At 70.8% G+C, this 21,748-nt stretch carries 19 protein-coding genes; 6 read left to right on the top strand and 13 right to left on the bottom strand.

Annotation, left to right across the window (positions count from 1 at the left end; genetic code table 11):
- Positions 1-72: 72 nt before the first annotated feature.
- The 4 genes from FCH28_RS18200 to FCH28_RS18185 form a co-directional block, all read right to left on the bottom strand.
- Positions 73-1,281 carry a hypothetical protein gene (locus FCH28_RS18200; RefSeq protein WP_425471949.1) on the bottom strand — a complete coding sequence of 403 codons (1,209 nt, stop codon included), beginning with the start codon at positions 1,279-1,281 and terminating at the stop codon, positions 73-75.
- A 22-nt stretch (positions 1,282-1,303) separates the two neighbouring features.
- Positions 1,304-2,236 carry an N-acetylneuraminate synthase family protein gene (locus FCH28_RS18195; protein WP_136741085.1) on the bottom strand — a complete coding sequence of 311 codons (933 nt, stop codon included), beginning with the start codon at positions 2,234-2,236 and terminating at the stop codon, positions 1,304-1,306.
- A 79-nt stretch (positions 2,237-2,315) separates the two neighbouring features.
- Positions 2,316-3,533: an acylneuraminate cytidylyltransferase gene (locus FCH28_RS18190; RefSeq protein ID WP_136741084.1), complete on the bottom strand. Its 1,218-nt coding sequence runs from the start codon at positions 3,531-3,533 to the stop codon at positions 2,316-2,318.
- A gap of 35 nt (positions 3,534-3,568) precedes the next feature.
- Positions 3,569-4,909 carry a DUF6716 putative glycosyltransferase gene (locus FCH28_RS18185; RefSeq protein WP_136741083.1) on the bottom strand — a complete coding sequence of 447 codons (1,341 nt, stop codon included), beginning with the start codon at positions 4,907-4,909 and terminating at the stop codon, positions 3,569-3,571.
- A gap of 187 nt (positions 4,910-5,096) precedes the next feature.
- On the opposite strand from FCH28_RS18185, the gene FCH28_RS18180 reads away from it, so the two are divergent.
- The 3 genes from FCH28_RS18180 to FCH28_RS18170 are packed head-to-tail and all read left to right on the top strand — an operon-like array spanning position 5,097 to position 8,613.
- The gene (locus FCH28_RS18180; protein ID WP_136741082.1) at positions 5,097-6,074 is read left to right on the top strand and encodes a glycosyltransferase family 2 protein; all 978 of its coding nucleotides are present in this window, start codon (positions 5,097-5,099) and stop codon (positions 6,072-6,074) included.
- Complete coding sequence (locus tag FCH28_RS18175) at positions 6,074-7,447, top strand: polysialyltransferase family glycosyltransferase (protein WP_136741081.1); 1,374 nt, start codon at positions 6,074-6,076, stop codon at positions 7,445-7,447. Before FCH28_RS18180 ends, FCH28_RS18175 begins: the two co-directional genes overlap by 1 nt.
- On the top strand, positions 7,444-8,613 hold the full coding sequence (locus tag FCH28_RS18170) for an acyltransferase family protein (protein ID WP_136741080.1): 1,170 nt from the start codon (positions 7,444-7,446) through the stop codon (positions 8,611-8,613). The genes FCH28_RS18175 and FCH28_RS18170 overlap by 4 nt, the downstream gene beginning before the upstream one ends.
- 62 nt (positions 8,614-8,675) lie before the next feature.
- On the opposite strand, the gene FCH28_RS18165 is transcribed toward FCH28_RS18170, so the two are convergent.
- Positions 8,676-9,353 carry a TetR/AcrR family transcriptional regulator C-terminal domain-containing protein gene (locus tag FCH28_RS18165; protein ID WP_136741079.1) on the bottom strand — a complete coding sequence of 226 codons (678 nt, stop codon included), beginning with the start codon at positions 9,351-9,353 and terminating at the stop codon, positions 8,676-8,678.
- Positions 9,354-9,391: 38 nt separating this feature from the next.
- Here FCH28_RS18165 and FCH28_RS18160 point away from each other — a divergent pair, with 38 nt between their 5' ends.
- Complete coding sequence (locus FCH28_RS18160; RefSeq protein ID WP_136741078.1) at positions 9,392-10,966, top strand: FAD-dependent monooxygenase; 1,575 nt, start codon at positions 9,392-9,394, stop codon at positions 10,964-10,966.
- Between the two features lie 113 nt (positions 10,967-11,079).
- On the opposite strand, the gene FCH28_RS18155 is transcribed toward FCH28_RS18160, so the two are convergent.
- Both FCH28_RS18155 and FCH28_RS18150 read right to left on the bottom strand, forming a co-directional pair.
- Entirely contained in the window at positions 11,080-12,477 is a 1,398-nt protein-coding gene (locus FCH28_RS18155) for a GntT/GntP/DsdX family permease (RefSeq protein WP_136741077.1), read from the bottom strand.
- Positions 12,478-12,693: 216 nt separating this feature from the next.
- Complete coding sequence (locus tag FCH28_RS18150) at positions 12,694-13,257, bottom strand: gluconokinase (protein ID WP_169314194.1); 564 nt, start codon at positions 13,255-13,257, stop codon at positions 12,694-12,696.
- A 299-nt stretch (positions 13,258-13,556) separates the two neighbouring features.
- Here FCH28_RS18150 and FCH28_RS18145 point away from each other — a divergent pair, with 299 nt between their 5' ends.
- Positions 13,557-14,258, top strand: a complete 702-nt coding sequence (locus FCH28_RS18145; protein WP_136741076.1) for a FadR/GntR family transcriptional regulator — start codon at positions 13,557-13,559, stop codon at positions 14,256-14,258.
- A 55-nt stretch (positions 14,259-14,313) separates the two neighbouring features.
- On the opposite strand, the gene FCH28_RS18140 is transcribed toward FCH28_RS18145, so the two are convergent.
- The 4 genes from FCH28_RS18140 to FCH28_RS18125 form a co-directional block, all read right to left on the bottom strand.
- Positions 14,314-14,526: a hypothetical protein gene (locus FCH28_RS18140; protein ID WP_136741075.1), complete on the bottom strand. Its 213-nt coding sequence runs from the start codon at positions 14,524-14,526 to the stop codon at positions 14,314-14,316.
- 77 nt (positions 14,527-14,603) lie between these two features.
- On the bottom strand, positions 14,604-15,830 hold the full coding sequence (locus tag FCH28_RS18135; protein ID WP_136741074.1) for an RNA-guided endonuclease InsQ/TnpB family protein: 1,227 nt from the start codon (positions 15,828-15,830) through the stop codon (positions 14,604-14,606).
- A gap of 198 nt (positions 15,831-16,028) precedes the next feature.
- The gene (locus tag FCH28_RS18130; RefSeq protein ID WP_136741073.1) at positions 16,029-16,847 is read right to left on the bottom strand and encodes a hypothetical protein; all 819 of its coding nucleotides are present in this window, start codon (positions 16,845-16,847) and stop codon (positions 16,029-16,031) included.
- 86 nt (positions 16,848-16,933) lie between these two features.
- Positions 16,934-18,532, bottom strand: a complete 1,599-nt coding sequence (locus tag FCH28_RS18125; RefSeq protein WP_136741072.1) for an acyl-CoA mutase large subunit family protein — start codon at positions 18,530-18,532, stop codon at positions 16,934-16,936.
- A gap of 161 nt (positions 18,533-18,693) precedes the next feature.
- Here FCH28_RS18125 and FCH28_RS18120 point away from each other — a divergent pair, with 161 nt between their 5' ends.
- Complete coding sequence (locus tag FCH28_RS18120; RefSeq protein WP_136741162.1) at positions 18,694-19,500, top strand: L,D-transpeptidase family protein; 807 nt, start codon at positions 18,694-18,696, stop codon at positions 19,498-19,500.
- Positions 19,501-19,758: 258 nt separating this feature from the next.
- On the opposite strand, the gene FCH28_RS38155 is transcribed toward FCH28_RS18120, so the two are convergent.
- Together FCH28_RS38155 and FCH28_RS18110 are read right to left on the bottom strand one after the other, a co-directional pair.
- On the bottom strand, positions 19,759-20,856 hold the full coding sequence (locus FCH28_RS38155; protein ID WP_169314193.1) for a hypothetical protein: 1,098 nt from the start codon (positions 20,854-20,856) through the stop codon (positions 19,759-19,761).
- Positions 20,856-21,659, bottom strand: coding sequence for an RNA polymerase sigma factor (locus FCH28_RS18110; protein ID WP_425471961.1), 804 nt, complete (start codon positions 21,657-21,659; stop codon positions 20,856-20,858). Before FCH28_RS18110 ends, FCH28_RS38155 begins: the two co-directional genes overlap by 1 nt.
- Positions 21,660-21,748 lie beyond the last annotated feature (89 nt).

Raw genomic sequence — 21,748 nt, 5'->3', positions numbered from 1 at the left:
TACGCCGCCCGGCGCATGGACTCTCTACGTCAGGGGTATGCCATATGTTTTCGCCAGGCGGTGTTTCGGCGGTCAGCCGGCGGCCATCTGCTGCCCGAACTGCAGTCGCTGCACGTCGCGGGCGGTGCCGGTGACGCCGTCCAGGAAACCCTGGGCGCGCGGGGACGCGTGCGTCGTCAGCCAGGACGGATCGATGTCGCAGACGGCGACCTTCACCTCCGTGCCGAGCAGGGCGAGCGGCAGGGTGTGCACCACCGTCGACGGGAAGCTGACGATCAGCCGTCCGATGGGGCCGCGCCGGGCGATCAGTTCCAGCGGCAGGTCGGGGCGTACGACCTCCAGGCCGGTCTCCTGGGTGAGCCGGCGCAGTTTGTCGGTGCTCTCCCGGCGGTGCGCGAAGTAGCGGGTGGCGCTGTGCGTACGGGCCAGCGCGCGGACCGCCTCCAGGTAGCGGTCCTCGTCCACGACGCCGGTTTCGACCAGCGAGGTGCCGACGATGTCGGCGGCGCGGGTGAGCCGGGGCGGGCCGAAGCGCTCGCGGGTCCAGGCGAATTCGTTGGTGGTGACCTGGACGCCGGGCGGTGTGTCGACCGGCATCGAGCTGAAGAGGCCGACGGTGCGCCGGCCGCCTTCCGGTGCCGGGGTGAGCCGGCGGCGGGCGGTGGCCGAGAACGGCGCGAAGACCAGGTCCCGGGGGCCCAGTCCGCTGCCGTGCCGGTGCCAGCGCACCAGCCGTTCGCCGCGCGCGAGTTGGGAGATGAACTCCATGGTGGCGGTGCCGTCGTCGACCACGACCAGGTCGCGTGCCCGGGTGAGGGTGAGCAGCAGTTGGACGTAGCGGGAGAACGGGTCGCCGATGACGACGCGGTGGGCGCGGCGCAGCAGCGGGGTGAGCCCTCCGATGGTGCGGACCGGGGCGGTCGGGCCGCCGCGGGCCTCTTCCCAGCGCACCGTGTGGCCCTCGTCGCGGGCGAGTTCGGCCATCCGGCGCAGCTGGCCGCGGGTCATCGGGTCGTGCGGGGACAGCACGACGACGGTGAGCTCGGCGGCCTGTGCGGTGTGCGCCCATTCCAGGACGTTCAGCAGCTGCACCGGGCTCTCGACGAAGGCGAGGGTGCCCTGCTTCCTGGCGGCCCTGCGGGCCTTTCCCTCGTCGGGCATGTCTCCGCTCCGCTGCCGGGGCACCCCCAGGAGACGGCGGGTGGGAGTGCCCGCCGTCTCCTGGGGCGGGACCTGCGCGCCGGGCGCCGGCTCGGCGCGGGTCCCCTCGGGTGAGCTCACGATGTGGGGCTCCTGTCGACCGTCAGACAGCGGCCGGCTCGCGGTCTGCGGCATCGGCTTCGGCGACGACGCCGGCGACGCGGCGCAGCTTCTTCATCGGGCCGAGCTCGCTCTCGTAGACCTTCTTGACGCCGTCGCCGAGGGACTCCTCGATGGTGCGGATGTCGCGGACCAGGCGGGTCAGACCGCCGGGCTCGACGGAGGCGGCCTGGTCGGAGCCCCACATGGCGCGGTCGAGGGTGATGTGGCGCTCGATGAAGGTGGCGCCGAGGGCGACCGCGGCGAGGGTGGTCTGCAGACCGGTCTCGTGGCCGCTGTAGCCGATCGGGACGTTCGGGTACTCCTCCTGCAGGGTGTTGATCATGCGCAGGTTGAGCTCCTCGGCCTTGGCCGGGTAGGTGCTGGTGGCGTGGCAGAGGAGGATGTTGTCGCTGCCCAGGACCTCGACGGCGTGCCGGATCTGCTTGGGGGTGGACATGCCCGTGGAGAGGATGACGGTACGGCCGGTGGCGCGCATGGCGCGCAGCAGCTCGTCGTCGGTGAGGGAGGCGGAGGCGACCTTGTAGCAGGGCACGTCGAACTTCTCCAGGAAGGCGACCGACTCGACGTCCCACGGGGAGGCGAACCAGGCGATGCCGCGCTTCTTGCAGTACTCATCGATGGCGCGGTAGCCGTCCTCGTCGAACTCCACACGGTGGCGGTAGTCGATGTAGGTCATCCGGCCCCAGGGGGTGTCGCGCTCGATGTCCCACTGGTCACGGGGGGTGCAGATCTCCGGGGTCCGCTTCTGGAACTTCACGGCGTCGCAGCCGGCGTCGGCGGCGGCGTCGATCAGCGCGAACGCGTTCTCCAGGTCGCCGTTGTGGTTGATGCCGATCTCGCCGGTGACGTAGACGGGGCGGCCGGGGCCGGCCTCGCGGTTGCCGAGGTTGCGGATGCGGGAGTTGCTGCTCATGGGGAGGTTCCTTCGTGGTCGGTAAAGGGGTGTGAGGGGGTGGGGTCTGGGGTGTTTTTCCGGGGAGGCGGGCCCGGCGTCAGAGGGACGGGCCCAGGAGCCAGGCGGCGATCTCGCGGATCGCGCCGCTGCCGCCGGGCGTGGCGGTGACCGCGCGGGCCGCGCCGCGCACCACGTCGTGCGCCCCGGCGACGGCCACCGGCCAGCCGACGAGGTCGAAGCACGGGAGGTCGTTCACGTCGTTGCCGACGTAGAGCACGCGCTCCGGCGCGACGCCCTGTTCCTCGCACCACTGCTTGAGGGCGAGGTCCTTGCGGTCGATGCCGTGCAGGACGGGCACCCGCAGTTTGCGGGCCCGTGCGGCGACGACCGGGTTCTGCTCCGTGGACAGGATCAGCAGCTTGAGCTGCGCCTTGCGCAGCGCGGCGATGCCGAGGCCGTCACCGCGGTGCACGGCGACGATCTCCCGTCCATCGGCGTCGATCAGCACCCGGTCGTCCGTCTGGGTGCCGTCGAAGTCGAGTACCACCGCGTCGATGTCGTCAATGACCGGGAGGCGGGTGGGGGAAGAGCCAGGAAGGGCGCCGGGACGCGGGGCGTCGAGCAGCGGCGCGAGCGCGCGGGCGCGGGCGAGGTCGTGCGGATCGTCGATCTCCAGCACCCGGGCGGGGTCGGTGCGGACGAGTTCGGTACGGCCGAAGAAGCGGTGGCCGCTGGTGCGGAAGCCGGCCGCGTCCATGGCGTAGGCGGCGCCGGTCTCCAGCAGGTCCTGCGGGCGGTCCTGGCGGCGCGGCCGGAACGACTTGTCGTGGTTGACGCCGTACCCGCCGTCGGTGGTGTGCGCTTCGGGCTCGGCGTCGCGCCAGACGAAGCCGTGGAAGGGGGCGACGGTCAGCGCGCTGTCCGCGCCGTCCTCGACGACCGCGGCGGCCACCCCGTCGATGTCCTCGCGGGCGATGAACGGGCTGGTGCACTGGACCAGCAGCACCGCGTCGACGGTCGTGCCCTGCTCGGCCTCGTAGGCGTCCATGGCGTGCAGCACCGCGGCCTCGCTGGTGGCGGTGTCGCCCGCGATGTCGCCGGGGCGGCGGACGACGACGGCTCCGGCGCCGCGGGCGGCGGCCGCGATCCCGGCGTCGTCGGTGGAGACGACCACGTCGGTGACCAGGCGGGCGGCGCGGCATTCGCGGACCGCGCGGGCGACCAGCGGCACGCCCCCGACGGCGGCGAGGTTCTTGGCGGGCACGCCCTTGGATCCGCCGCGGGCGGGGATGACGGCCACGACAGTGGGTGGCATTGCGGGCTCCTTGGGGGGTCGGGGGCGGGGCACCGTCACAGCTGGCCCCAGCGGCGGATGGCGGGGGCGACGCGCTGCACGCCGTGGCGGTAGGCGCCGCGGGCGGCCTCGCGGACCGTGTCGCGGGCGACCCGGCGCAGTCCGCCGGGCTCCTCGGGTGCTTCCGTGTAGCCGGCGACCGGCTCGCCGTGCGGGTCCAGGCCGTGCCGGGCGAGGATGCCGGGGAGGTAGCCGGGGGCGGTGCGGGGTGTGTAGTAGGGGGTGATCGGCGGGAGGCCGTCGGCCTCGCGCAGCTCGGTGACCCGGGCGCGGGCGGCGTCGAAGGCCTTCTCGTAGTCGCCGTCCGCGGCGACGCCCTGGCGGGCCAGCCACTCCCGGTCCGGCTCCGGCCGGTGTCCGGCGTCCAGCTCGTCCCAGGAGGCGAGGCAGCCGGAGCCGAGGAAGTGGTGGTTGCCGAGGACCTCGCGGATGCCGAGGTCGGTGAGGACGGCGGTGGGGATGCCGCGGTGCAGGGATTCCAGTGCGGCGGTGGAGCTGACCGTCACCATCAGGTCGGTGCGGTCCAGGACCTCGCCCATGTTCCCGTACACCAGGCGGCAGTTGGCGGGCAGTCCGCCGGGCGTCTTGGCGGCGAGCTTCTGGTACGGCAGTTCCTCGATGTGCGTGGTGTGCTCGCCCGGCTTGCTGCGGAGCTTGACCAGCACCTCGCGGTCGGGGTGCCTGCGGGCGTGCTCGATCGCCCTGCGCAGCAGGTACGTACGGTCCGCGCGGTTCTCGGGGACGGAGGGCTGGGCGGCGAACACCACGGTGTACGGGGAGTGTTGGCCCGTGTAGCGCTCGCCCCCGAGGAAGGGCAGGGCGCATTCGACGACGCTGCCGTCGTCGGCGCCGACGCCCCGGTAGACCTCGCGGAACCGGTCCGCGTCGTGCCGGGAGTTGGCAAGCACGACATCGGCGCCGTGCCGCAGGAGCAGCCCGTCGGCGAGCTTCTCGTAGACGACGCCGACGTAGCCGGTGACGACCACGGGGCGCCGGTCGGCGCCGCGCCAGGCATGGGCGAGTCCGTGCAGCATCGCCTGCACCGCCCCGCCTACACAGGCCAGCACGACGACGTCGTATTGCGTACGGTCGAGGGAGCGCACGCTGTCCTTCATCTGCTGCAAGAAGGCGACGCCCCTGATTTCGCGCAGCGAATCCGCACGGGCGCCGACCTCTTCGAGCTGGCGGACCGTGGGAGTGGCGCGGCCGCGGAGCAGATAACCGTCGAGCCGGATGTCCGATTGAATACGGTACGCTGTCAAAGCGCCCCATTTCCACCGAGTATCCGAATCGGCGAGCACGGCGACTCGCGGCGCAGAAGCAGTACGTGATGGCACACCGAAGACGCTAGGAAGGCATTCCGTTTCCCGGGCCAACTAGGTCGCAACAAAGGGTTAACAGCGGGTCGACGAATGGCGAACCGGCTCGTTTATCAGGCCGGTTAACCATCCCGCCATTCTTCGTTCACCTTGAAGTCCGCGCCACGTAAAGACGAATGCCGGCTCCGCACCTAACGTCACCCGGGTGGTTAAGCTCTCCGTCATCGTGCCGTTCTACAACGTGCAGACATACGCGCCCGACACCCTGAAAAGCCTGGCGGCCAACGCCCGTGAGGACTTCGAATTCCTCCTCGTCGACGACTGCTCGCGCGACGAGACGCCGCAGATCCTGCAGCGCGCCGAGCGCGAGCTGCCGGGCGCCAGACTCCTGCGGCACGAGAAGAACGGCGGCCTGGCCACCGCCCGCAACACCGGCCTGGACGAGGCCCGCGGCGAATACCTCACCTTCCTGGACGGCGACGACTGGCTGGCTCCCGGCTACTTCGCCGAACTCCTCGGCGCCATCGAGGAACTGGGTTGTGACTTCGTCCGCACCGACCACGTCCAGTGCACCGCCCGCGCCCGCACCGTCCACCGCGTCCCGCACGGCAGGCGCGGCGTCGTCATGGACCCGCGCGAGCTGATCCTGCCCGCCGACCGCTCCACCTCCGTCGACTACGCCTTCGCCTGGGCCGGCATGTACCACCGCCGGCTGCTCGACGACGGAGTACTGCATTTCCGGCACGGTCTGCGCACCGCGGAAGACCGCCCCTGGATCTGGCGACTGCACAGAGAAGCGCAGTCCATGGCGGTGGTCGGACTGCTCGGCGTCTTTTACCGGCGCGGTGTGGCGTCCTCGCTCACCCAGATCGGAGACGTCCGGCAATTGGACTTTATTCGCGCCTTCGACCAGGTGATCGAAGAAACCGCACAAGACCGGGACGCGCATCTGCTGCTCCCGAAAGCGGTGCGCACCTATTGCGCGATCATTTCCCACCATCTCGGCTCGATCGAGCGGTTCGAACCGCAGGTCGCCAGGAAATTGCGTTCGATGAGTGCCGCGGCGATGAAACGCATGCCGCAGGACGTACTGAAGGAAGCACTGGATTCCATGGATGTGCAGCGCGCGTCCCGGCTGCGGCGACTGCGCCGCCGCCCGGTCCCGGCGGAGGTCGCCGCCTGATGCCCAACCGGCCCCGTACCCAGATCTTCATGGCGTCCACGCTCTACGGCGCGGCGACCCTCGCCGCCGCCCTGGACGCCGACGGCTTCGCGCCGGCCGACCGCCGGCTGCTGCTCCTCAGCAACAACGCCACCACCCCCGAGACCACCCCGTCGCTGGACACCATGCCCGGCTTCGAGCGGCTGCGCGGCCGCTTCGACCGGGTGCTGTCCTGGAACGAGACGATCAGCCCGTTCCACCCCGGCGGCTGGTCCCCGCGCGCGGACGACGTCCCGCTGTGGGAGCGGTATCTGCGGCTGCTGTGGGGCCTGGGCGACTCCCAGGTCGAGCTGATCGTGGAATCCATCCAGGTCAACCCGGCGATGGCGCTGGCCCAGCTGTTCCCGGACGCGCCCATCGACGTCTACGCCGACGGCCTGATGAGCTACGGCCCCACCCGCAACAAGCTCGACCCGCTGATCGGCACCCGCATCAACCGCCTGCTCCACCTGGACCTGGTGCCGGGCCTCGCGCCCCTCCTGCTCACCGAGTTCGACGTCGAGCCGCAGACCGTGCCGACCGACGCCTTCACCAAGGTGCTCGCCGAACTCGCCGACGACAGCGCCGAGCCGGCCGTGCCGGACCTGCAGGACCTTCCGGAAGGTGCCGCGCTGCTGCTCGGCCAGTACCTCTCCGCACTGGGCATCCTCACCCCGGACGAGGAGGAGGAACTGCACGTGCGGATGGTGCGCGGCGCCGTCGCACGCGGCCACCGCGAGATCGTCTTCAAACCGCACCCGTCCGCGCCGGCCCGCTGGTCCCGGATGCTGGAGCGGGAGGCCGAGAAGCTGGACATCGAGCTGACCGTGCTGGACAGCCCGGTGCTGGCCGAGGTCCTCTACCAGCGGATGCGGCCCGCGCTCGTCGTCGGCTGCTTCTCCACCGCGCTGCTGACCGCCGCCACCTTCTACGACCTGCCGACCGCGCGGACCGGCACCGGACTGCTGCTGGAGCGGCTCACCCCGTACCAGAACAGCAACCGCATCCCGGTCACCCTCGTGGACGCGCTGGTGCCCGACCTCGAGGACACCGGCGAGCGGCCGCGCGCGGCCGCCGGCGCGGACACCGTCGAGGGGCTGGTCGCCGCCGTCGGCTACGCCATGCAGCACCAGATCTACCCCGAGCTGCGGCCGGCCGCCGAGCGCTATCTCGCGGCCCACCTCGACCAGCGCACCTGGCGCTACTTCAAGCGCCGCCGGCTCACCTCGCTGGCGCTGCCCGGCGCGATCCCGTCCCAGCTGTCGTTCATCCCGCGCAATGCCACCGTGCGCCGGGTCGCGCGCCGGGCACGGGCCGTCCAGCGGCGCCTGAAGAAGCGGGCCGCGTTCGGATGACCACCCCCCAGCTGACGTCCGACGCGCCCCCGGCGGCACCGGACGACGCCCCCACCGCTCCGACCGTCATACCCCTGCGGAGCCGCGACGGGTCCGCGCGGCTCCGCGCCCTGGACGGGCTGCGGCTGCTCGCCGCCCTGATGGTCGCCGGGTACCACTACGGCGGCCGCAGCGGCGAGATATCCCAGGCCTGGGGCGGATCGCCCGCGCAGCAGTTCCCCACCGCCTCGGGCCTGTTCGCCTACGGCTGCCTCGGTGTGCAGATCTTCTTCGTGATCAGCGGTTTCGTCATCTGCCTGAGCGGCTGGGGACGGACCCTGCGCGCCTTCACCGCCTCCCGTATCTCCCGCCTCTACCCGGCCTACTGGGCCGCGATCCTGCTGGTCACCGCGGTCTTCGCGCTTCCCTGGGTCGCGTACGAGGCGCTGTCGCCCAGCGACGTGCTGACGAACCTGACCATGCTGCAACAGCCGCTCGGCGTGGACCGGGTGCTGGGCGTGTGCTGGACGCTGTGGGCCGAGATGCGGTTCTACGCCCTCTTCGCGCTGTGCGTCGTACTGCCGGGCGCCACCCGCGGCCGTGTGGTCCTCTTCTGCGCCGGCTGGACGCTCGCCGCGGCCGTCGCCCAGGCCGCGCACCAGCCGGTCCTCGACCTCGTCCTGATGCCGGACTACGCCCCGTTCTTCATCGGCGGCGTGGGCCTGTTCCTGCTGCACCGCTACGGCGCCCGCGACCCGATCGCCTGGACGATAGTGCTGGTCAGCTGGCTGATCGGACAGCATTACGCGGTCGTCAGGCTGTGGCACGCGCCGTCCGTCACCGCCTTCTCCTACCGCTCCTCGGCCGGCATCGTCGCGGTCGTGACCCTCGGCTTCGCGCTGGTCGCGGCCGTCGCGCTGGGCAAACTGCGCTGGGCGAACTGGCGCTGGCTGACCGTGGCCGGCGCGCTCACCTACCCGTTCTACCTGGTGCACGAGCACCTGGGCTGGGTCGTCATACGGGCGCTGCACCACGGCGCCGGCCTGCCCTCGTACGCGACGCTGACGCTGACCGTCGGCCTGATGCTGCTGCTGGCGTGGGTGCTGCACCGCTGGGTGGAGCGCCCGCTCACCCCCCGGCTGCGGCGGGCGATCGACCCGCGCCGCCAGACGGCCCGGGGGCGGTAGACGCACCCGGGCCGCCGGACGCGCAGGGGCCGGACGAACCGGGGGTCAGGGCCGGGTACGGGTCAACTCCCCGTCTCCCGGCCCCTCGTGGCCTCGATCCCGGCCAGGATGAGGCGCAGTCCCGACTCGAAGCCCCGGTCGAAATCGGCGAACATCTCCCGTCCCGCCAGGGCGGCGAGCGGATACGCGGAGCCCAGCCGGCGCTCGCGTTCGTCGAAGTCGTAGGCCGGGTCCCGGCTCTCCGGATCCCCCGGCACGGGGAACACCGACTGCTCCTCTATCACCAGCCCGACGGTGAAGTTGTAGGCCGTCCACCAGACGCGCACCCCGTCGCGCAGCGTGAAGCCCGCGTCGACGAACGTGCCCAGCAGGAATTCGAGCGGCTCCGCATAGCTCTCGTCGGTCATCCGCGTACCACTGAAGACCTTGCCGCCGTCGCGATAACGGAGCAGCCCGCGGCGCAGCGCCGAGCAGGCGCCGAGGACCGTCTCCTGCCAGGTCACGCCGTATCCGGCCGCCTCGGGGCCGCGCCCGGTCAGCGGGCCCGTCATCCGCCGGAACATCTCCGTGGCCATCTCGTCCAGCAGTTCCTGCTTGTTCTTGAAGTGCCAGTACAGGGCGGGCGCCTGGACATCCAGCTCCTTCGCGATCCTGCGGAGTGTGAGCCCTTCCAGACCCACCTCGTTCAGCAACCGCAGGGCGGTCCCCACCACCAGATCCCGATCGATTCGCGCAGCCATGTTGACAACTTAACACCGTTAAGGCCATTGTCGGAAGCATGGAACTTAACAACGTTAAGGACGCCCTGAGTGCTGCGCTTACCCACGACCGCACACCCGGCGCCCCCCTCGAAGTCCTGATCGCCGGCGCCGGCCCGACCGGCCTCGCCCTCGGTATCGACCTCGCCCGGCGCGGCGTACGCGCCCTGATCGTCGAGCGCCAGGACGGCCTCTCCCAGGGCGCCCGCGGCACCGGACTCCAGCCGCGCACCCAGGAGGTCTACGACGACCTCGGCGTGCTCGACGCCGTGCGGGCGGCCGGCGGCCGGTACCCCGACATCGCCCTCTGGGAAAACGGCCGCATGGTCGACACCCAGCAGATGATCGAACGCGTCGACCCGACCCCGTGCACACCGCACTCGAACGTCCTGATGATCCCCCAGTGGCGCCACCAGGAACTGCTCCACGAGCGCCTGTGGGAACTCGGCGGCGAAATCCTCTTCGGCACCGAACTCACCGACATCGCCCAGGACCCGGACGGCGTACGGGCCCGCGTCCGCCTCGCCGACGGCAGCGAGCGGACCCTCGACGCCGCCTACCTGGTCGCCGCCGACGGCGGACGCAGCGCCGCACGCAAGGCCCTCGGCGTCGGCATGAGCGGACCGTCCCTGGCCCCCGGCGCCGCGGTCCTCGCCGATGTCGCGATCGACGGCCTCGACCGCGACCACTGGCACCGCTGGCACCTGCCCAACGGCGGCTTCGTCATGATCCTCCCGCTGGCCGGCACCGACCACTTCCAGTGCTTCGCCATGGACCCGGACCGCGCACCGGACACCTCCGCCGACGCCGTACGCGACCGGCTCGCGGCCGGCACCCACCTCAACCGCGACCAGTTCCGCGAGGTCCTCTGGTCGTCCGTCTACCGCCCCAAGGCCGGTATGGCCGACCGCTTCCGCGCCGGCCGGGTCTTCCTCGCCGGCGACGCCGCCCACATCCACTCCCCCGCCGGCGGCCAGGGCCTCAACACCAGCGTCCAGGACGCCTACAACCTCGGCTGGAAACTCGGCCAGGTCCTCCGGCACGGCGCCCCCGACACCCTCCTCGACAGCTACGAGACCGAACGCCGCCCGATAGCCGCCGGCATCCTGGACACCAGCACCCGCCTGCACGAGTCCCGCTCCTGGCGCCGCGGCAAGGACCTCCACCAGCTCGGCATCGGCTACCCGGACAGCCCTCTCACCCGCGAACTGCGCGACGACCTCCCCGAGGACGCCCTGCGCGCCGGCGACCGCGCCCCCGACGCACCCTGCACCACCGCCGACGGCGCCCCCACCCGCCTCTTCAACGCCTACCGGGGCCCGCACTTCACCCTGCTGACCCTCGGCGACACCGATCTCGACACGGCCACCCTGCCCGCCGACCCGCCCTTCCTGCGCACCGTCCGCGTCGGCGGGCAGGCCCCGGACCTGATCGACACCGACGGCCATATCCGCGACGCGTACGGGGACAGGCCCGCGGCGTTCCTCATCCGCCCCGACGGCTACCTGGCCGTCGCCGCACCGGCACACGACGCGGCCACGCCGATCGCGCAGGCACTGGCGGCCTGCACCGGGGCGGCGGCCACCGCCCGCTGACGCCCTCCCCCACTCCGGACCGCCCGAACGCGGCACCCCCGGGACCGTCACGTCCCGGGCGGTGCCGCACGGCGGCCCTGGGGCCTGTCCGCTGGGTCAGGGCCGGACAGGCCCTACAGCACCAGCGACAGCAGCAGCACGCACCCGATCCCGACGACCGAGATCAGCGTCTCCATCACCGACCAAGTCCTCAGCGTCTGGCCGACGTTCATGCCGAAGTACTCCTTCACCATCCAGAAGCCGGCGTCGTTGACATGGCTGAAGAACAGTGAGCCGCAGCCGATCGCCAGGACCAGCAGAGCCCCGTGAGTGGTGCTCATATCGGCGGCGAGCGGGGCGACCAGACCGGCGGCCGAGATGGTCGCCACCGTGGCGGAGCCGGTCGCCAGACGGATGGCGACCGCGATCAGCCAGGCCAGCAGCAGGGCCGAGATATGCCAGTCCTCGGAGAACTCCAGGATCATCTGGCCGACACCCGCATCGATCAGCGTCTGCTTGAAGCCACCACCCGCACCGACGATCAGCAGCACGCCGGCGATCGGACCCAGCGACTTCTCGACGGTCGTGGCGATCCGGCCCTTGGTGAAGCCGGCCGCCCGGCCCAGCGTGAACATCGCGACGATGACGGCGGTGAGGAGCGCGATCAGCGGCGAGCCGACGACGTCGAAGACCCTCTGGATAGTGTTCTCCGGATCGTCGACGACGATGTCCACCAGCGCCTTGGCCAGCATCATCACCACCGGGAGCAGGACGGTGGCGACGGTCACGACGAACCCGGGGCGCCTCTCCAGGTCGTCGGAGGCACGCTCGGGGACCAGCGTCTCCGGCGGCTGGATGTCCACCCAGCGGGCCGCGTAACGGGAGAAGACCGGGCCCGCGACGATCGCGGTCGGAATGGCGACAACCACGCCCAGCGCGAGGGTGACACCGAGGTTCGCACCGACCGCGTCGATGGCGACGAGCGGCCCGGGGTGCGGGGGAATCAGCCCGTGCATGACGGACAGGCCGGCCAGCGCCGGGATACCGATCCGCATCAGCGAGAAGTTGCCGCGCTTGGCGACCAGCAGCACGACGGGGATCAACAGGACGATGCCCACTTCGAAGAAGAGGGGCAGGCCGACGATCCCGGCGATCAGCACCATCGCCCAGGGCATCGCCCGCCCGCTCGCCTTCGCCAGGATCGTGTCGACGATCTGGTCCGCGCCACCGGAGTCGGCGAGCAGCTTGCCCAGGATGGCGCCGAGCGCGATCAGCACGCCGGTGCCCGCGACCGTCGTGCCCAGCCCGGTCGAGAAGCTGGCTATCGCCTTGTCGAGCGGCGCACCGGCGACCGCGCCGAGCACCAGCGAGCCGATGATCAGTGACAGAAACGCATGGAGCTTGAACTTCGTGATGAGCAGAACGATGACGGCGATGCCGGCCAGGACGGCGATGCCCAGCTGCGCATGACCGGCCGAGGTGATGGGCTCGGCCGCATCCGCTGCGAGCATCTCGACGCTGAGATGTGTCACGGCGATTCCCTTGTTCGGAGGGGAGGGGCGGTGCGGGGGGGTGCTGTGGGGGGCTTGTGGGGCTTGTGGGTGCCTACGGGCTTGTGGGGCTTGTGGGGGGCCTACGGGCTCGTGGGGCTCACGGGGCTCGTGACGCGTGGGGGCCTGCGGGGCTCGCGGGATCCTGCGGGGTGGGGGTGCCGGGGGCGGCCGCCGCCCCCGGACCGGGCACGGCCGCTAGCCGGCGGACTCCTGCCGCCGCTGCTCCCGCTCCCGCTCCTCCCGCTGCTCGCGCTGCTCGCGCTCCCCCAGCGCGGCGACCGCCCGTTCGGCGATCTCCTCCGGGGTGCCGGAGACGTCCACCGCCACGCCCGCCTCGTCGGGGCCGAGCGGTTCGAGCGTGGCGAACTGGGAGTCCAGCAAGGCGGTCGGCATGAAGTGGCCCTTGCGCTCGGCCATCCGCGCCTCGATCAGCGCACGGTCACCGGTGAGATGGAGAAAGACCACCCCGGGCGCGGCCGCGCGCAGCCGGTCGCGGTAGGCGCGCTTGAGCGCGGAGCTGCTGACCACGCCACCACGTCCGGCACGGGCGTGCGCCCAGGCACCGATGGCGTCCAGCCAGGGGCCGCGGTCCTGGTCGTCCAGCGGGATACCCGCGGACATCTTGGCGATGTTGGCCGACGGGTGGAAGTCGTCGCCCTCCGCGTAGGGAACGCCGAGTCGAGCGGCCACGAGCGGGCCGATGGTCGTCTTGCCGGTGCCGGCCACTCCCATCACGACGATGACGTGGGGCGTGCTCATCCCGTTTACCTCGCTGTCTCCATCGACCTCGTGCGTCGCCCCACTGAAACCCATTAGGTACGACGTATTCAAGACCCCGTGACGAAAACGTCATACTTATTACCCATCCAACCGGGAGCCCCCCGCCCACCCGCCGACCACATACCAACCACCCTCTGACTACTCTCCGAGGGAATGAATAACTCTCCGTAATTGTTGCCGTAAGAGGAAGGAGGGCAGGCGGGGCGGCGGGCGAGGAAGGCGGGACCCAGGCGGGACAAGGAAGAAAGGGGCGCCGGGCGGGAACGTAGGCTTGGCGCATGGAGAACGAGGGGAAGGGGCTGCACGCCCGAGTGCTGGAGTCCCTGGGGCCCGCGATCACCGCGGGCGACTACCCCCCGGGCACGGTCCTGCGGACGGACGAGCTGGAGCGGCGCTTCGATGTCTCGCGCACGGTCATCCGCGAGGCGATCCGGGTACTGGAATCCATGCAGCTGGTCGCCTCCCGGCGCCGCGTCGGGGTGACCGTCCGCCCGGCCGAGGAGTGGAACGTCTACGACCCGCGGGTGATCGGCTGGCGGCTGGCCGGCCGGGACCGCCCCCGGCAGCTGCGGTCGCTGACCGTGCTGCGCTCGGCCGTCGAACCGGTCGCCGCGGGGCTGGCCGCCACCCACGCCACCCCCGAGCAGTGCGCCGAACTCACCGAACACGCCATGGGGATGGTGGCCACGTCACGCGGCCAGCAGCTCGACGCGTACCTGGTGCATGACACCGCCTTCCACCGGGTGGTGCTCAGCGCCTCCGGCAACGAGATGTTCGCCCGGCTCGGCGATGTGGTCGCGGCCGTGCTGACCGGCCGCACCCAGCACCACGTGATGTTCACGGACCCCGACCCGGCCGCGGTCACGCTGCATGTGCAGGTCGCGGAGGCGGTACGCACGGGTGACGCGGAGCGCGCGGAGGCGTTGACGCGCGAAATCACGCTCGGGGCCATGGCCGAACTGGATGTGCTGGCACCGTAGTTGAGCGCCCAGTCGGGTCGGTGCCGGAGGTTGAGCCGGTGCCGTCGGAGGCCGCTCAGAACAGTGGTTGCTGGCCGGGGAACGGGGGTTCCTCGGGGTCGAAGAGTCGCTCCGCCGGTGCCATGAGCGGGGCGATCCGTCGCGAACCGGGGCAGGAGATCAGCTCGATTCCCGTACGCCGCCCAGGCGGGTCGTGACGGGCGAAGCGGCCGCCGACGACGGCGATCTCTCGGACGCAGACGGGGCATGCGCGGCGGGGCGAAGACATGGGAACAGTTTGAATCCTCCCCTCCCTGAAGGGGAGGGGATTCCTCACCCTCCAGGGCTGATGCGGGGATCTCTAGCTCACGCTGCCAGGCCAGGCGGCGCCTGATCTGGTCTTCCACCATCAACGCTAGCCGGGTTGAGACCAGCCCGGACCAGCATCACGCGGGCGGAGTTCTTGTCTCTGGGCGAGACGGCTCCGCACGCGGTGCAGGCGTAGGTTCGTTCTGAGAGAGGTAGTGCGTGCTTGGTTCTCGCTCCGCACTGCGCACAGTCCATCGTGGTGTGCGCGGGGTGCACCAGGCGGACGTCGCGCCGGTGCTTGCGGCCCATCTCGATCAGGGCCGTCTTGGTGGCGCTGATCGCCGCATCGGCGGCCTTGCGGGCCATGGTGGACTTCGCGAGGAACTTCGGGCGGAAGTCCTCCACGGCCAGGGCGTCATGATCGCGGACCACGGACGCCCACTTGCGGCCGGTGTCCTGGCGTTGCCGGGCTACCTTCTTGTGCAGCTTCGCCGTCTGCTGCTTCGCAGCCCGGTAGCCCTTCGACCCGGCCTGCCCCTCCTTCGGCTTACGGCGAGCCATCATCCGCTGGTACCGGGCCAGCCTCTGGGCGGCCTTCCGGCCGTGCTCGGCGTGGGGAAGGTCGTGTGCGTCGGATGTGGTGGTCGCCGTCTCGCGTACGCCCCAGTCGATGCCGATCACCGCGCCCGTTTCGGGCAGCGGCTGGACCTCGGCGGGAACGACGAACGAGCAGTACCAATGCCCAACACAGTCCTGATAGACACGCACGCTGGACGGGTCGGCAGGCAAGTTCCGCGACCACACGACGGTCAGCACGATCCCCCCGGCCAGGTGCAGACGGCCGTCTTTGAGGCGGAAGCCGCGCTTGGTGTAGTTAAGGCTCGGCCGGGCTTCGCGCTTCTTCTTGTACTTCGGCATCCCCGCCCGTTGCCGCATCGGCAACCGTTCCTTGATGTCCTTCTGCGCCTTCGCCCGGGATTTCCCGAAGTCGCGTATCAACTGCTGCTGCGGAACAGAGGATCCCGCACGCAGCCATCCGTTCGCTTTGCGGGCTTCGGTCAGCATCTTGTCGAGCTGCGCCGGACCGCACGTCTGCTTGTCCGCACCTTCGGGCCGGTGCTTGTTCCGCAGGTGCACGGCCTTGGACTTGGCGCAGCACTCGTTCCACGCCCACCGGCACCGGTCCCACTCGCCCAGCAGGGCAGCGCGGGCTGTGGACGACACACGCAGCCGGAACGTCCACCGGGCATGCCCGGCATCCTCCGCTGTCGCTGCTGTCGTCATGCACAACAACCTATCTGGGAGGACTGACAGTTGAGAGCTCTTGATCATTGTGGGCTGCCTAACCCCCGTCACGGGGTGGACGCCGGGGCATTCACGGAGGAACCCGGTGACGGGCGGCGGGCTGGGCGCTATGGGGGGACGTCGTATGCCGGGGGTGCCGGGGTCGTTTTGCGGGGGCGCTGCGGTGGGGTTACGCGCTCAAGGCTCCTCGTCCGGCTCCCGGGCGGCGGCGCGTAGGGCGAGGTTGAGGGGATGGGGAAGCGGCCGGGCGGCGTCGAGGTGGCGGCCTGCCTGTGCGGCGCAGTCCTTGAGTCGCTCGGCGGGGACGGTCCAGCGGAGGGTGAGGCCGTGCGCGGGGACCTTGTCTCCGTCGTCGCAGTCGGCGTCGGCGTCGGCGTCGCGTGGGTCTTGTAGGTCGAGAGTGGAGTCGGGGCAGTGGTTGCGGAGTGCGGCGACGAGGGTGCGGAGGGCCTCGCCGTAGTAGTAGTTGCCTGCTTCGTCGCCGATGGCTTCGTAGATGAAGTCGACCGGGACGTGCGGGAGTTGGGGGATGGGCAGTTCGGCGGCGTGGATGACGAAGCCGTCGCGGCCGTCGACGTCCCCGGGGTCGTACAGGCGGGCGCGGCCGGTGTGGCCGTCCGGGGTCGCCACCCAGTAGGCGCTGGGGCGGAAGATCGGCGCGGACGCTTCGTAGAGGACGGGTCTGCCGAGTGCGGTGGCGAGGGTGCGGCCGATGGTGCGGGCGGCGGGCGGGTCGGTGATCTCCGTGGTGGCGTAGAGGTCGAGGACCCAGGTGGCGTCGCCGTCGACCCGGTGGTAGTCGCACAGCACGGGCCGGCTCCAGTCACGGGTATCGACGTCGAAGTCCTCGGCCGCGACGCCGATGTCGTGGGCGGGTCGGCCGAAGGCCTCGGCGAGGCCGCGGGCGAGTGCCTCCTCGTCGACGCCGTCCTCACCGAGCAGGAAGAGGCCGTAGCCCTGGCCGCTGGTCAGAACACACCTCTCGTCAGAACACACCCCTGGTCAGAACACACCCCGAGGTCCAGCCGCTGGCCAGAACGTGTCCTCGGAGCGGACCTCTGGTCGACGTGCCCAGCATGGCCTCAGAACGCATCCGTGGGCACATAGGTCCCCCACACCTCGCGCAGCGCATCGCACACTTCTCCCACCGTAGCCCGCGCCCGCAGCGCCTCCTTCATGGGGTGGAGGACGTTGCCGCTGCCCTCGGCGGCTTTCCGTAGTGCGTCCAGCTCGGCGGTCACCGTCTTCTCGTTGCGGCGGTGGCGCAACACGGCCAGCCGCTCGACCTGTTGGGCCTCGATCGCCGGGTCGACCCGCAGCGGCTCGTAGGGCTCCTCCTCGTCCAGTTGGAACCGGTTGACGCCGACGACGACGCGTTCGCCGGCGTCCGTCTCCTGGGCGATGCGGTACGCGTTGCGTTCGATCTCGCCCTTCTGGAAGCCCCGTTCGATGGCGGCCACCGCGCCTCCCATGTCCTCGACGCGTGTCATGAGTTCGAGGGCCGCGGCCTCCACCTCGTCCGTCATCGACTCGATGGCGTAGGACCCGGCGAACGGGTCGACGGTGGCGGTGACATCGGTCTCGTAGGCGAGCACCTGCTGTGTGCGCAGTGCGAGCCGGGCCGCTTTGTCCGTCGGCAGGGCGATGGCCTCGTCGAAGGAGTTGGTGTGCAGCGACTGTGTGCCGCCGAGTACCGCGGCCAGTCCCTGGACGGCCACGCGTACGAGATTGACTTCCGGCTGCTGCGCGGTGAGCTGTACGCCGGCGGTCTGGGTATGGAAGCGCAGCATCTGGGATTTGGGGTTCTTCGCGCCGAATTCCTCTCTCATCAGCCGGGACCAGATCCGGCGTGCCGCACGGAATTTCGCGACCTCTTCCAGAAGCGTCGTACGGGATACGAAGAAGAAGGAGAGGCGTGGTGCGAAGTCGTCGATGTCCATTCCGGCGGAGAGTGCGGTGCGGACGTACTCCACTCCGTTGGCCAGTGTGAAGGCGATCTCTTGGGCGGGTGAGGCGCCGGCCTCGGCCATGTGGTAGCCGGAGATGGAGATGGTGTTCCATTTGGGGATTTCGGCGCGGCAGTATTTGAAGATGTCGGCGATGAGCCGGAGGGAGGGCTTGGGCGGGAAGATGTATGTCCCGCGTGCGATGTATTCCTTGAGGATGTCGTTCTGGATGGTGCCGGTCAGCTGATCGCCCGCCACTCCTTCTTCCTCGCCGACCAGTTGGTAGAGGAGGAGCAGCAATGCGGCCGGGGCGTTGATGGTCATGGAGGTCGAGACTCTGTCCAGGGGGATCCCGCCGAAGAGGACCCGCATGTCTTCGACGGAGTCGATGGCCACTCCGACTTTGCCGACCTCGCCGGCCGCGATCGGGGTGTCGGAGTTGTGTCCCATCTGGGTGGGCAGGTCGAAGGCGACGGACAGTCCGGTCGTGCCGTGGGCGATCAGCTGCCGGTAGCGGGCGTTGGACTCGCGGGCGGTGCCGAAGCCCGCGTACTGGCGCATGGTCCAGGGCCGGCCGGTGTACATCGACGGATAGACGCCGCGGGTGAAGGGGTACTGCCCGGGGGTGCCGAGCCGGTGTTCGGGGTCCCAGCCGGCCAGTGCCTGTGGTCCGTAGACGGGTTCGATGGGCAGGCCGCTCTCGTTGTGCCGCACACTGCCCGACTCGCGCGCCATGGGTGTACGCCTCCCATTGAGTGACGGGTATCACGCCTTGCTCACAGGATGCCCGCAGGTTCGTCGCCGCGCAGCATTGGGAATCCTCAACGGTGGCCGTGTTGCCGGCGATCCCGGGGGTGGTCATGCGTCGGAGCAAGGGAAGACCCGTGGCGGGGACGATGCTGCTGGTGGCGGCGGTGCTGGCGGCCGCGGTCGGCTGCCGCCCGATGACCGTCACCAGCGCCGGGGCCACGGGCGGCAAGCCCGGGGCGCAGGCCCCGGCGGCACATCCCCCACCGCGAGCCACTTCCCGTCCCTCTCCCCCCACGAAACGCGCCCGTCCGCCTCGTTCCGCCCAGCCAGTCATGGCCTACGGTTCCCGCGGCGCGCGGGTACGCGAGCTCCAGGCGCGGCTGGCCCAACTGGGCCTTTTCGACCGCTCCCCGACGGGCTATTACGCCGCGGTGACCGCGGCCGCGGTCCGGGCGTTCCAGGGGCAGCAGGGCGAGCCCCGTACCGGTGCGGTGCAGACGGCGACCTGGAGTGCTCTGCTTTCCCGGACCCGCGAACCGTCGGAAATGCAGCTCCACCCGCCGACCAGCAGACCGCTGGACACGCCCGATGCGCGCTGTATGCGGGGTCGGGTGGTCTGCATAAGCAAGAAGAGCGACACTCTCGCCTGGATGGTGAACGGCAGGGTGGTGTCGGCGATGGATGTGCGTTTCGGGTCTCAGTACACGCCGACCCGTGAGGGCGTTTTCGCCGTCACGTTCAAGAGCCGGCATCATGTCTCGACGATCTATCACACGGCGATGCCGTATGCGATGTTCTTCAGTGGCGGTCAGGCGGTCCACTATTCGAAGGACTTCGCGGCCCGGGGTTATTCGGGCGCCTCACACGGCTGCGTCAATGTGAGAGATGAGGGAAAGATCGCCGCCTTGTTCGCGGCCGTGAAACAAGGAACCCGAGTGGTCATCTACCACTAGCCGCCTAGCCGATTCCTGTTCCCCCGCTCCGCCCATGTCTCTGACCGAAGCGATAATTGAGCAACCCCCACAAACGCCAACCACGTCCGCGAAAGCGCGCCCCGGATTAGGGGTAAAGAACAGGCGCGGGCAGGGCCGGGGGAACGTGCCCCGCCCGCGCCGAGTGCGCGGAGCCGTGGGTACGGGGGGGACCCCGGCTCCTGCGCAGCCGATGACCAGTCGGCTTCAATCTCTACTGCGTCACTGGCTCAAAAAACGTCACACCTGGCTGGTTGGGGCCGGGCTCGAAGTGGCGCTGGGGGAGGCGGAGGGGGTCACGGTGGGGGCGGACGCGGGGGTGGATGCGCCGGAGGTGGTGGAGGCGGCCGGGTCGGAGTCGTCGTCTCCGTCGCCACCGCCTTGTCCGCCGCCTTTGCCGCCGCCGCTACCGCCGTGTCCGGATCCGCCCGAGCCGCTGGAGCCGCCGCTGTAGCCGTCGTCGCCGCCGGAGCCGCCGTTCTGGTTGGAGGCCAGGTATTTACGGCAGAAGGAGCGGATCTTGTCGGGGCCGCCGGCGGCGCGCTCCAGGCGGCGCAGTGCCTCGCGGTCCATGGTGTCGCGCTTGCCGGACTGGTAGTCGTGGCACAGCTGCAGTATCAGCTTCTTCTGGTCGGCGTCGCCGGGGCGGGGCTTGCCGTCGTCGCCGGAGCCGCCGACGGCAGCGTTGTCACCGGGGCCGCCGCCGGGGGTGGCGTCGCCGGGTTTCTGGCTGCCGCCGGGGCCGTGTCCGTTGCCGGGTGTGCCGGTGCCGCTGGGGTCGGTCGAGCCGTGCCCGTGCGTCGCGTCGGGGGTGTGGGTGGCTGTGCCGCCGCTTCCTCCGTCCGGCTGCCGGCTTTCGAGGATGCCGGGTGTTTCGGCGGCGGAGACGCTGGAGGCGGGTTCGGGGTCGGCGTCGCCGCCCTCGAAGGGGGGCAGCATGCCGGTGCCGGCGGCGACGGCGACGCCGCCGATGGCGCAGACCGTCAGCGCGACCGCGAAGCCGCGTCGAAAGGGGCGGGCGAGGCGGGTGCGTTCGGCGAGGCCGCCGGAGCGGGTGGTGCTCACGGCGGTGACGCGGTCGCCGGTGGCGCGGTCGCCGGTGGCGCGGTTGCCCGTCCGGGCGCCGGTGCCGTGGCGGGCGCTGCGGAAGGCGGCCAGAGCGGCGTCTTCGCCGGGGAGCTCGGTGGCTTCCGGGATCGCCGCGCCTACGGCTTTGGCGGCTTCCAGGAGCTGTTCGAGTTCGCGGGCGCCGACGCCGTCCCGGGGGCCGACCGGGTCGCCGCGCAGCATTCGCTCCGCAGCGTCCTTGTCGAGCCAGTTGTACGGGTCGTCGGCCATCACATGTCCTTCTGCGTTCGTGCGGCCGTTTCCGTCACACCCGGTGAGTACGATTCCGCCACGCCGTCGCGGCGTTTCCTGCCCTGTGCGGGCACTCCGTCTATGGTTCCACCACCCTTGCGGACGCCCTCTTCGGGCTGGTCGGCGGGGGTGTTTCCGCTTTGTTGCGCGCCTTCGGCGCCTTCCGCGCCCGGGCCGGTGCCGCCGTCGTCATCGTCGTCGGTGGCGGTTCGGTGCCCGAGGCCGATGCCGGGATCGTCGCCGATGAGTTCGGCGAGCCGTCGCAGTCCGCGATGGGCGGAGGTGCGTACCGCGCCGGGTCGTTTGCCGAGTACTTGCGCGGCGCTCTTGGCGTCGAGTCCGACGACCACCCGTAGGACCACGGCCTCGGCCTGGTCCTGCGGGAGTCTGGCTATGAGGCGGAAGGTGCGGCCGGTGCCGAGGGCCTCCATCGCCTCGCCGAGGGTGTCGGAGGTGCTGGGGGTGTCGGCGAGTTCACTCTCGTCGCCGCCGATGACGGGGCGGCGGCCGCGCATCCGGATGTGGTCGAGGGCGCGGTTGCGGGCGATGCGGGCGGCCCAGCCGCGGAAGCGGTCGGCGTCGCCGCTGAAGCGGGCGAGGTCGCGGGTGATCTGCAGCCAGGCTTCGGACGCGACATCTTCGGCGTCCGGTTCGCCCACCAAGGTCCGTACATATCCGAGAAGTCGGGGATGCACGGCGCGGTAGACGGTACGGAATGCCGCCTCGTCGCCGTCCTGTGCCGCCTGCACGGCCACCGTCAGCCGACGGTCGTCCGGCTGAATGTCGTCCCCTCGCACGGGTCCATCCTGTCGCACGCGGAAAGTCCGCCGCTTGGTCCTTGCTGCTTTATTGCTTCGCTCAGCTGCTCTTT

Origin of the sequence: Streptomyces piniterrae (assembly GCF_005048155.1) — a bacterium.
GTDB classification, from domain to species: Bacteria; Actinomycetota; Actinomycetes; order Streptomycetales; family Streptomycetaceae; genus Streptomyces; species Streptomyces piniterrae.
This window is presented reverse-complemented; position numbering and strand designations above follow the sequence as displayed.

Coding starts and splice junctions, on each gene's coding strand:
- FCH28_RS18195 (WP_136741085.1), bottom strand. CDS start 2,236: ATGAGCAGCAACTCCCGCATCCGCAACCTCGGCAACCGCGAGGCCGGC.
- FCH28_RS18190 (WP_136741084.1), bottom strand. CDS start 3,533: ATGCCACCCACTGTCGTGGCCGTCATCCCCGCCCGCGGCGGATCCAAG.
- FCH28_RS18175 (WP_136741081.1), top strand. CDS start 6,074: ATGCCCAACCGGCCCCGTACCCAGATCTTCATGGCGTCCACGCTCTAC.
- FCH28_RS18170 (WP_136741080.1), top strand. CDS start 7,444: ATGACCACCCCCCAGCTGACGTCCGACGCGCCCCCGGCGGCACCGGAC.
- FCH28_RS18165 (WP_136741079.1), bottom strand. CDS start 9,353: ATGGCTGCGCGAATCGATCGGGATCTGGTGGTGGGGACCGCCCTGCGG.
- FCH28_RS18160 (WP_136741078.1), top strand. CDS start 9,392: ATGGAACTTAACAACGTTAAGGACGCCCTGAGTGCTGCGCTTACCCAC.
- FCH28_RS18150 (WP_169314194.1), bottom strand. CDS start 13,257: ATGAGCACGCCCCACGTCATCGTCGTGATGGGAGTGGCCGGCACCGGC.
- FCH28_RS18145 (WP_136741076.1), top strand. CDS start 13,557: ATGGAGAACGAGGGGAAGGGGCTGCACGCCCGAGTGCTGGAGTCCCTG.
- FCH28_RS18140 (WP_136741075.1), bottom strand. CDS start 14,526: ATGTCTTCGCCCCGCCGCGCATGCCCCGTCTGCGTCCGAGAGATCGCC.
- FCH28_RS18135 (WP_136741074.1), bottom strand. CDS start 15,830: ATGACGACAGCAGCGACAGCGGAGGATGCCGGGCATGCCCGGTGGACG.
- FCH28_RS18125 (WP_136741072.1), bottom strand. CDS start 18,532: ATGGCGCGCGAGTCGGGCAGTGTGCGGCACAACGAGAGCGGCCTGCCC.
- FCH28_RS18120 (WP_136741162.1), top strand. CDS start 18,694: ATGCTGCTGGTGGCGGCGGTGCTGGCGGCCGCGGTCGGCTGCCGCCCG.
- FCH28_RS38155 (WP_169314193.1), bottom strand. CDS start 20,856: ATGGCCGACGACCCGTACAACTGGCTCGACAAGGACGCTGCGGAGCGA.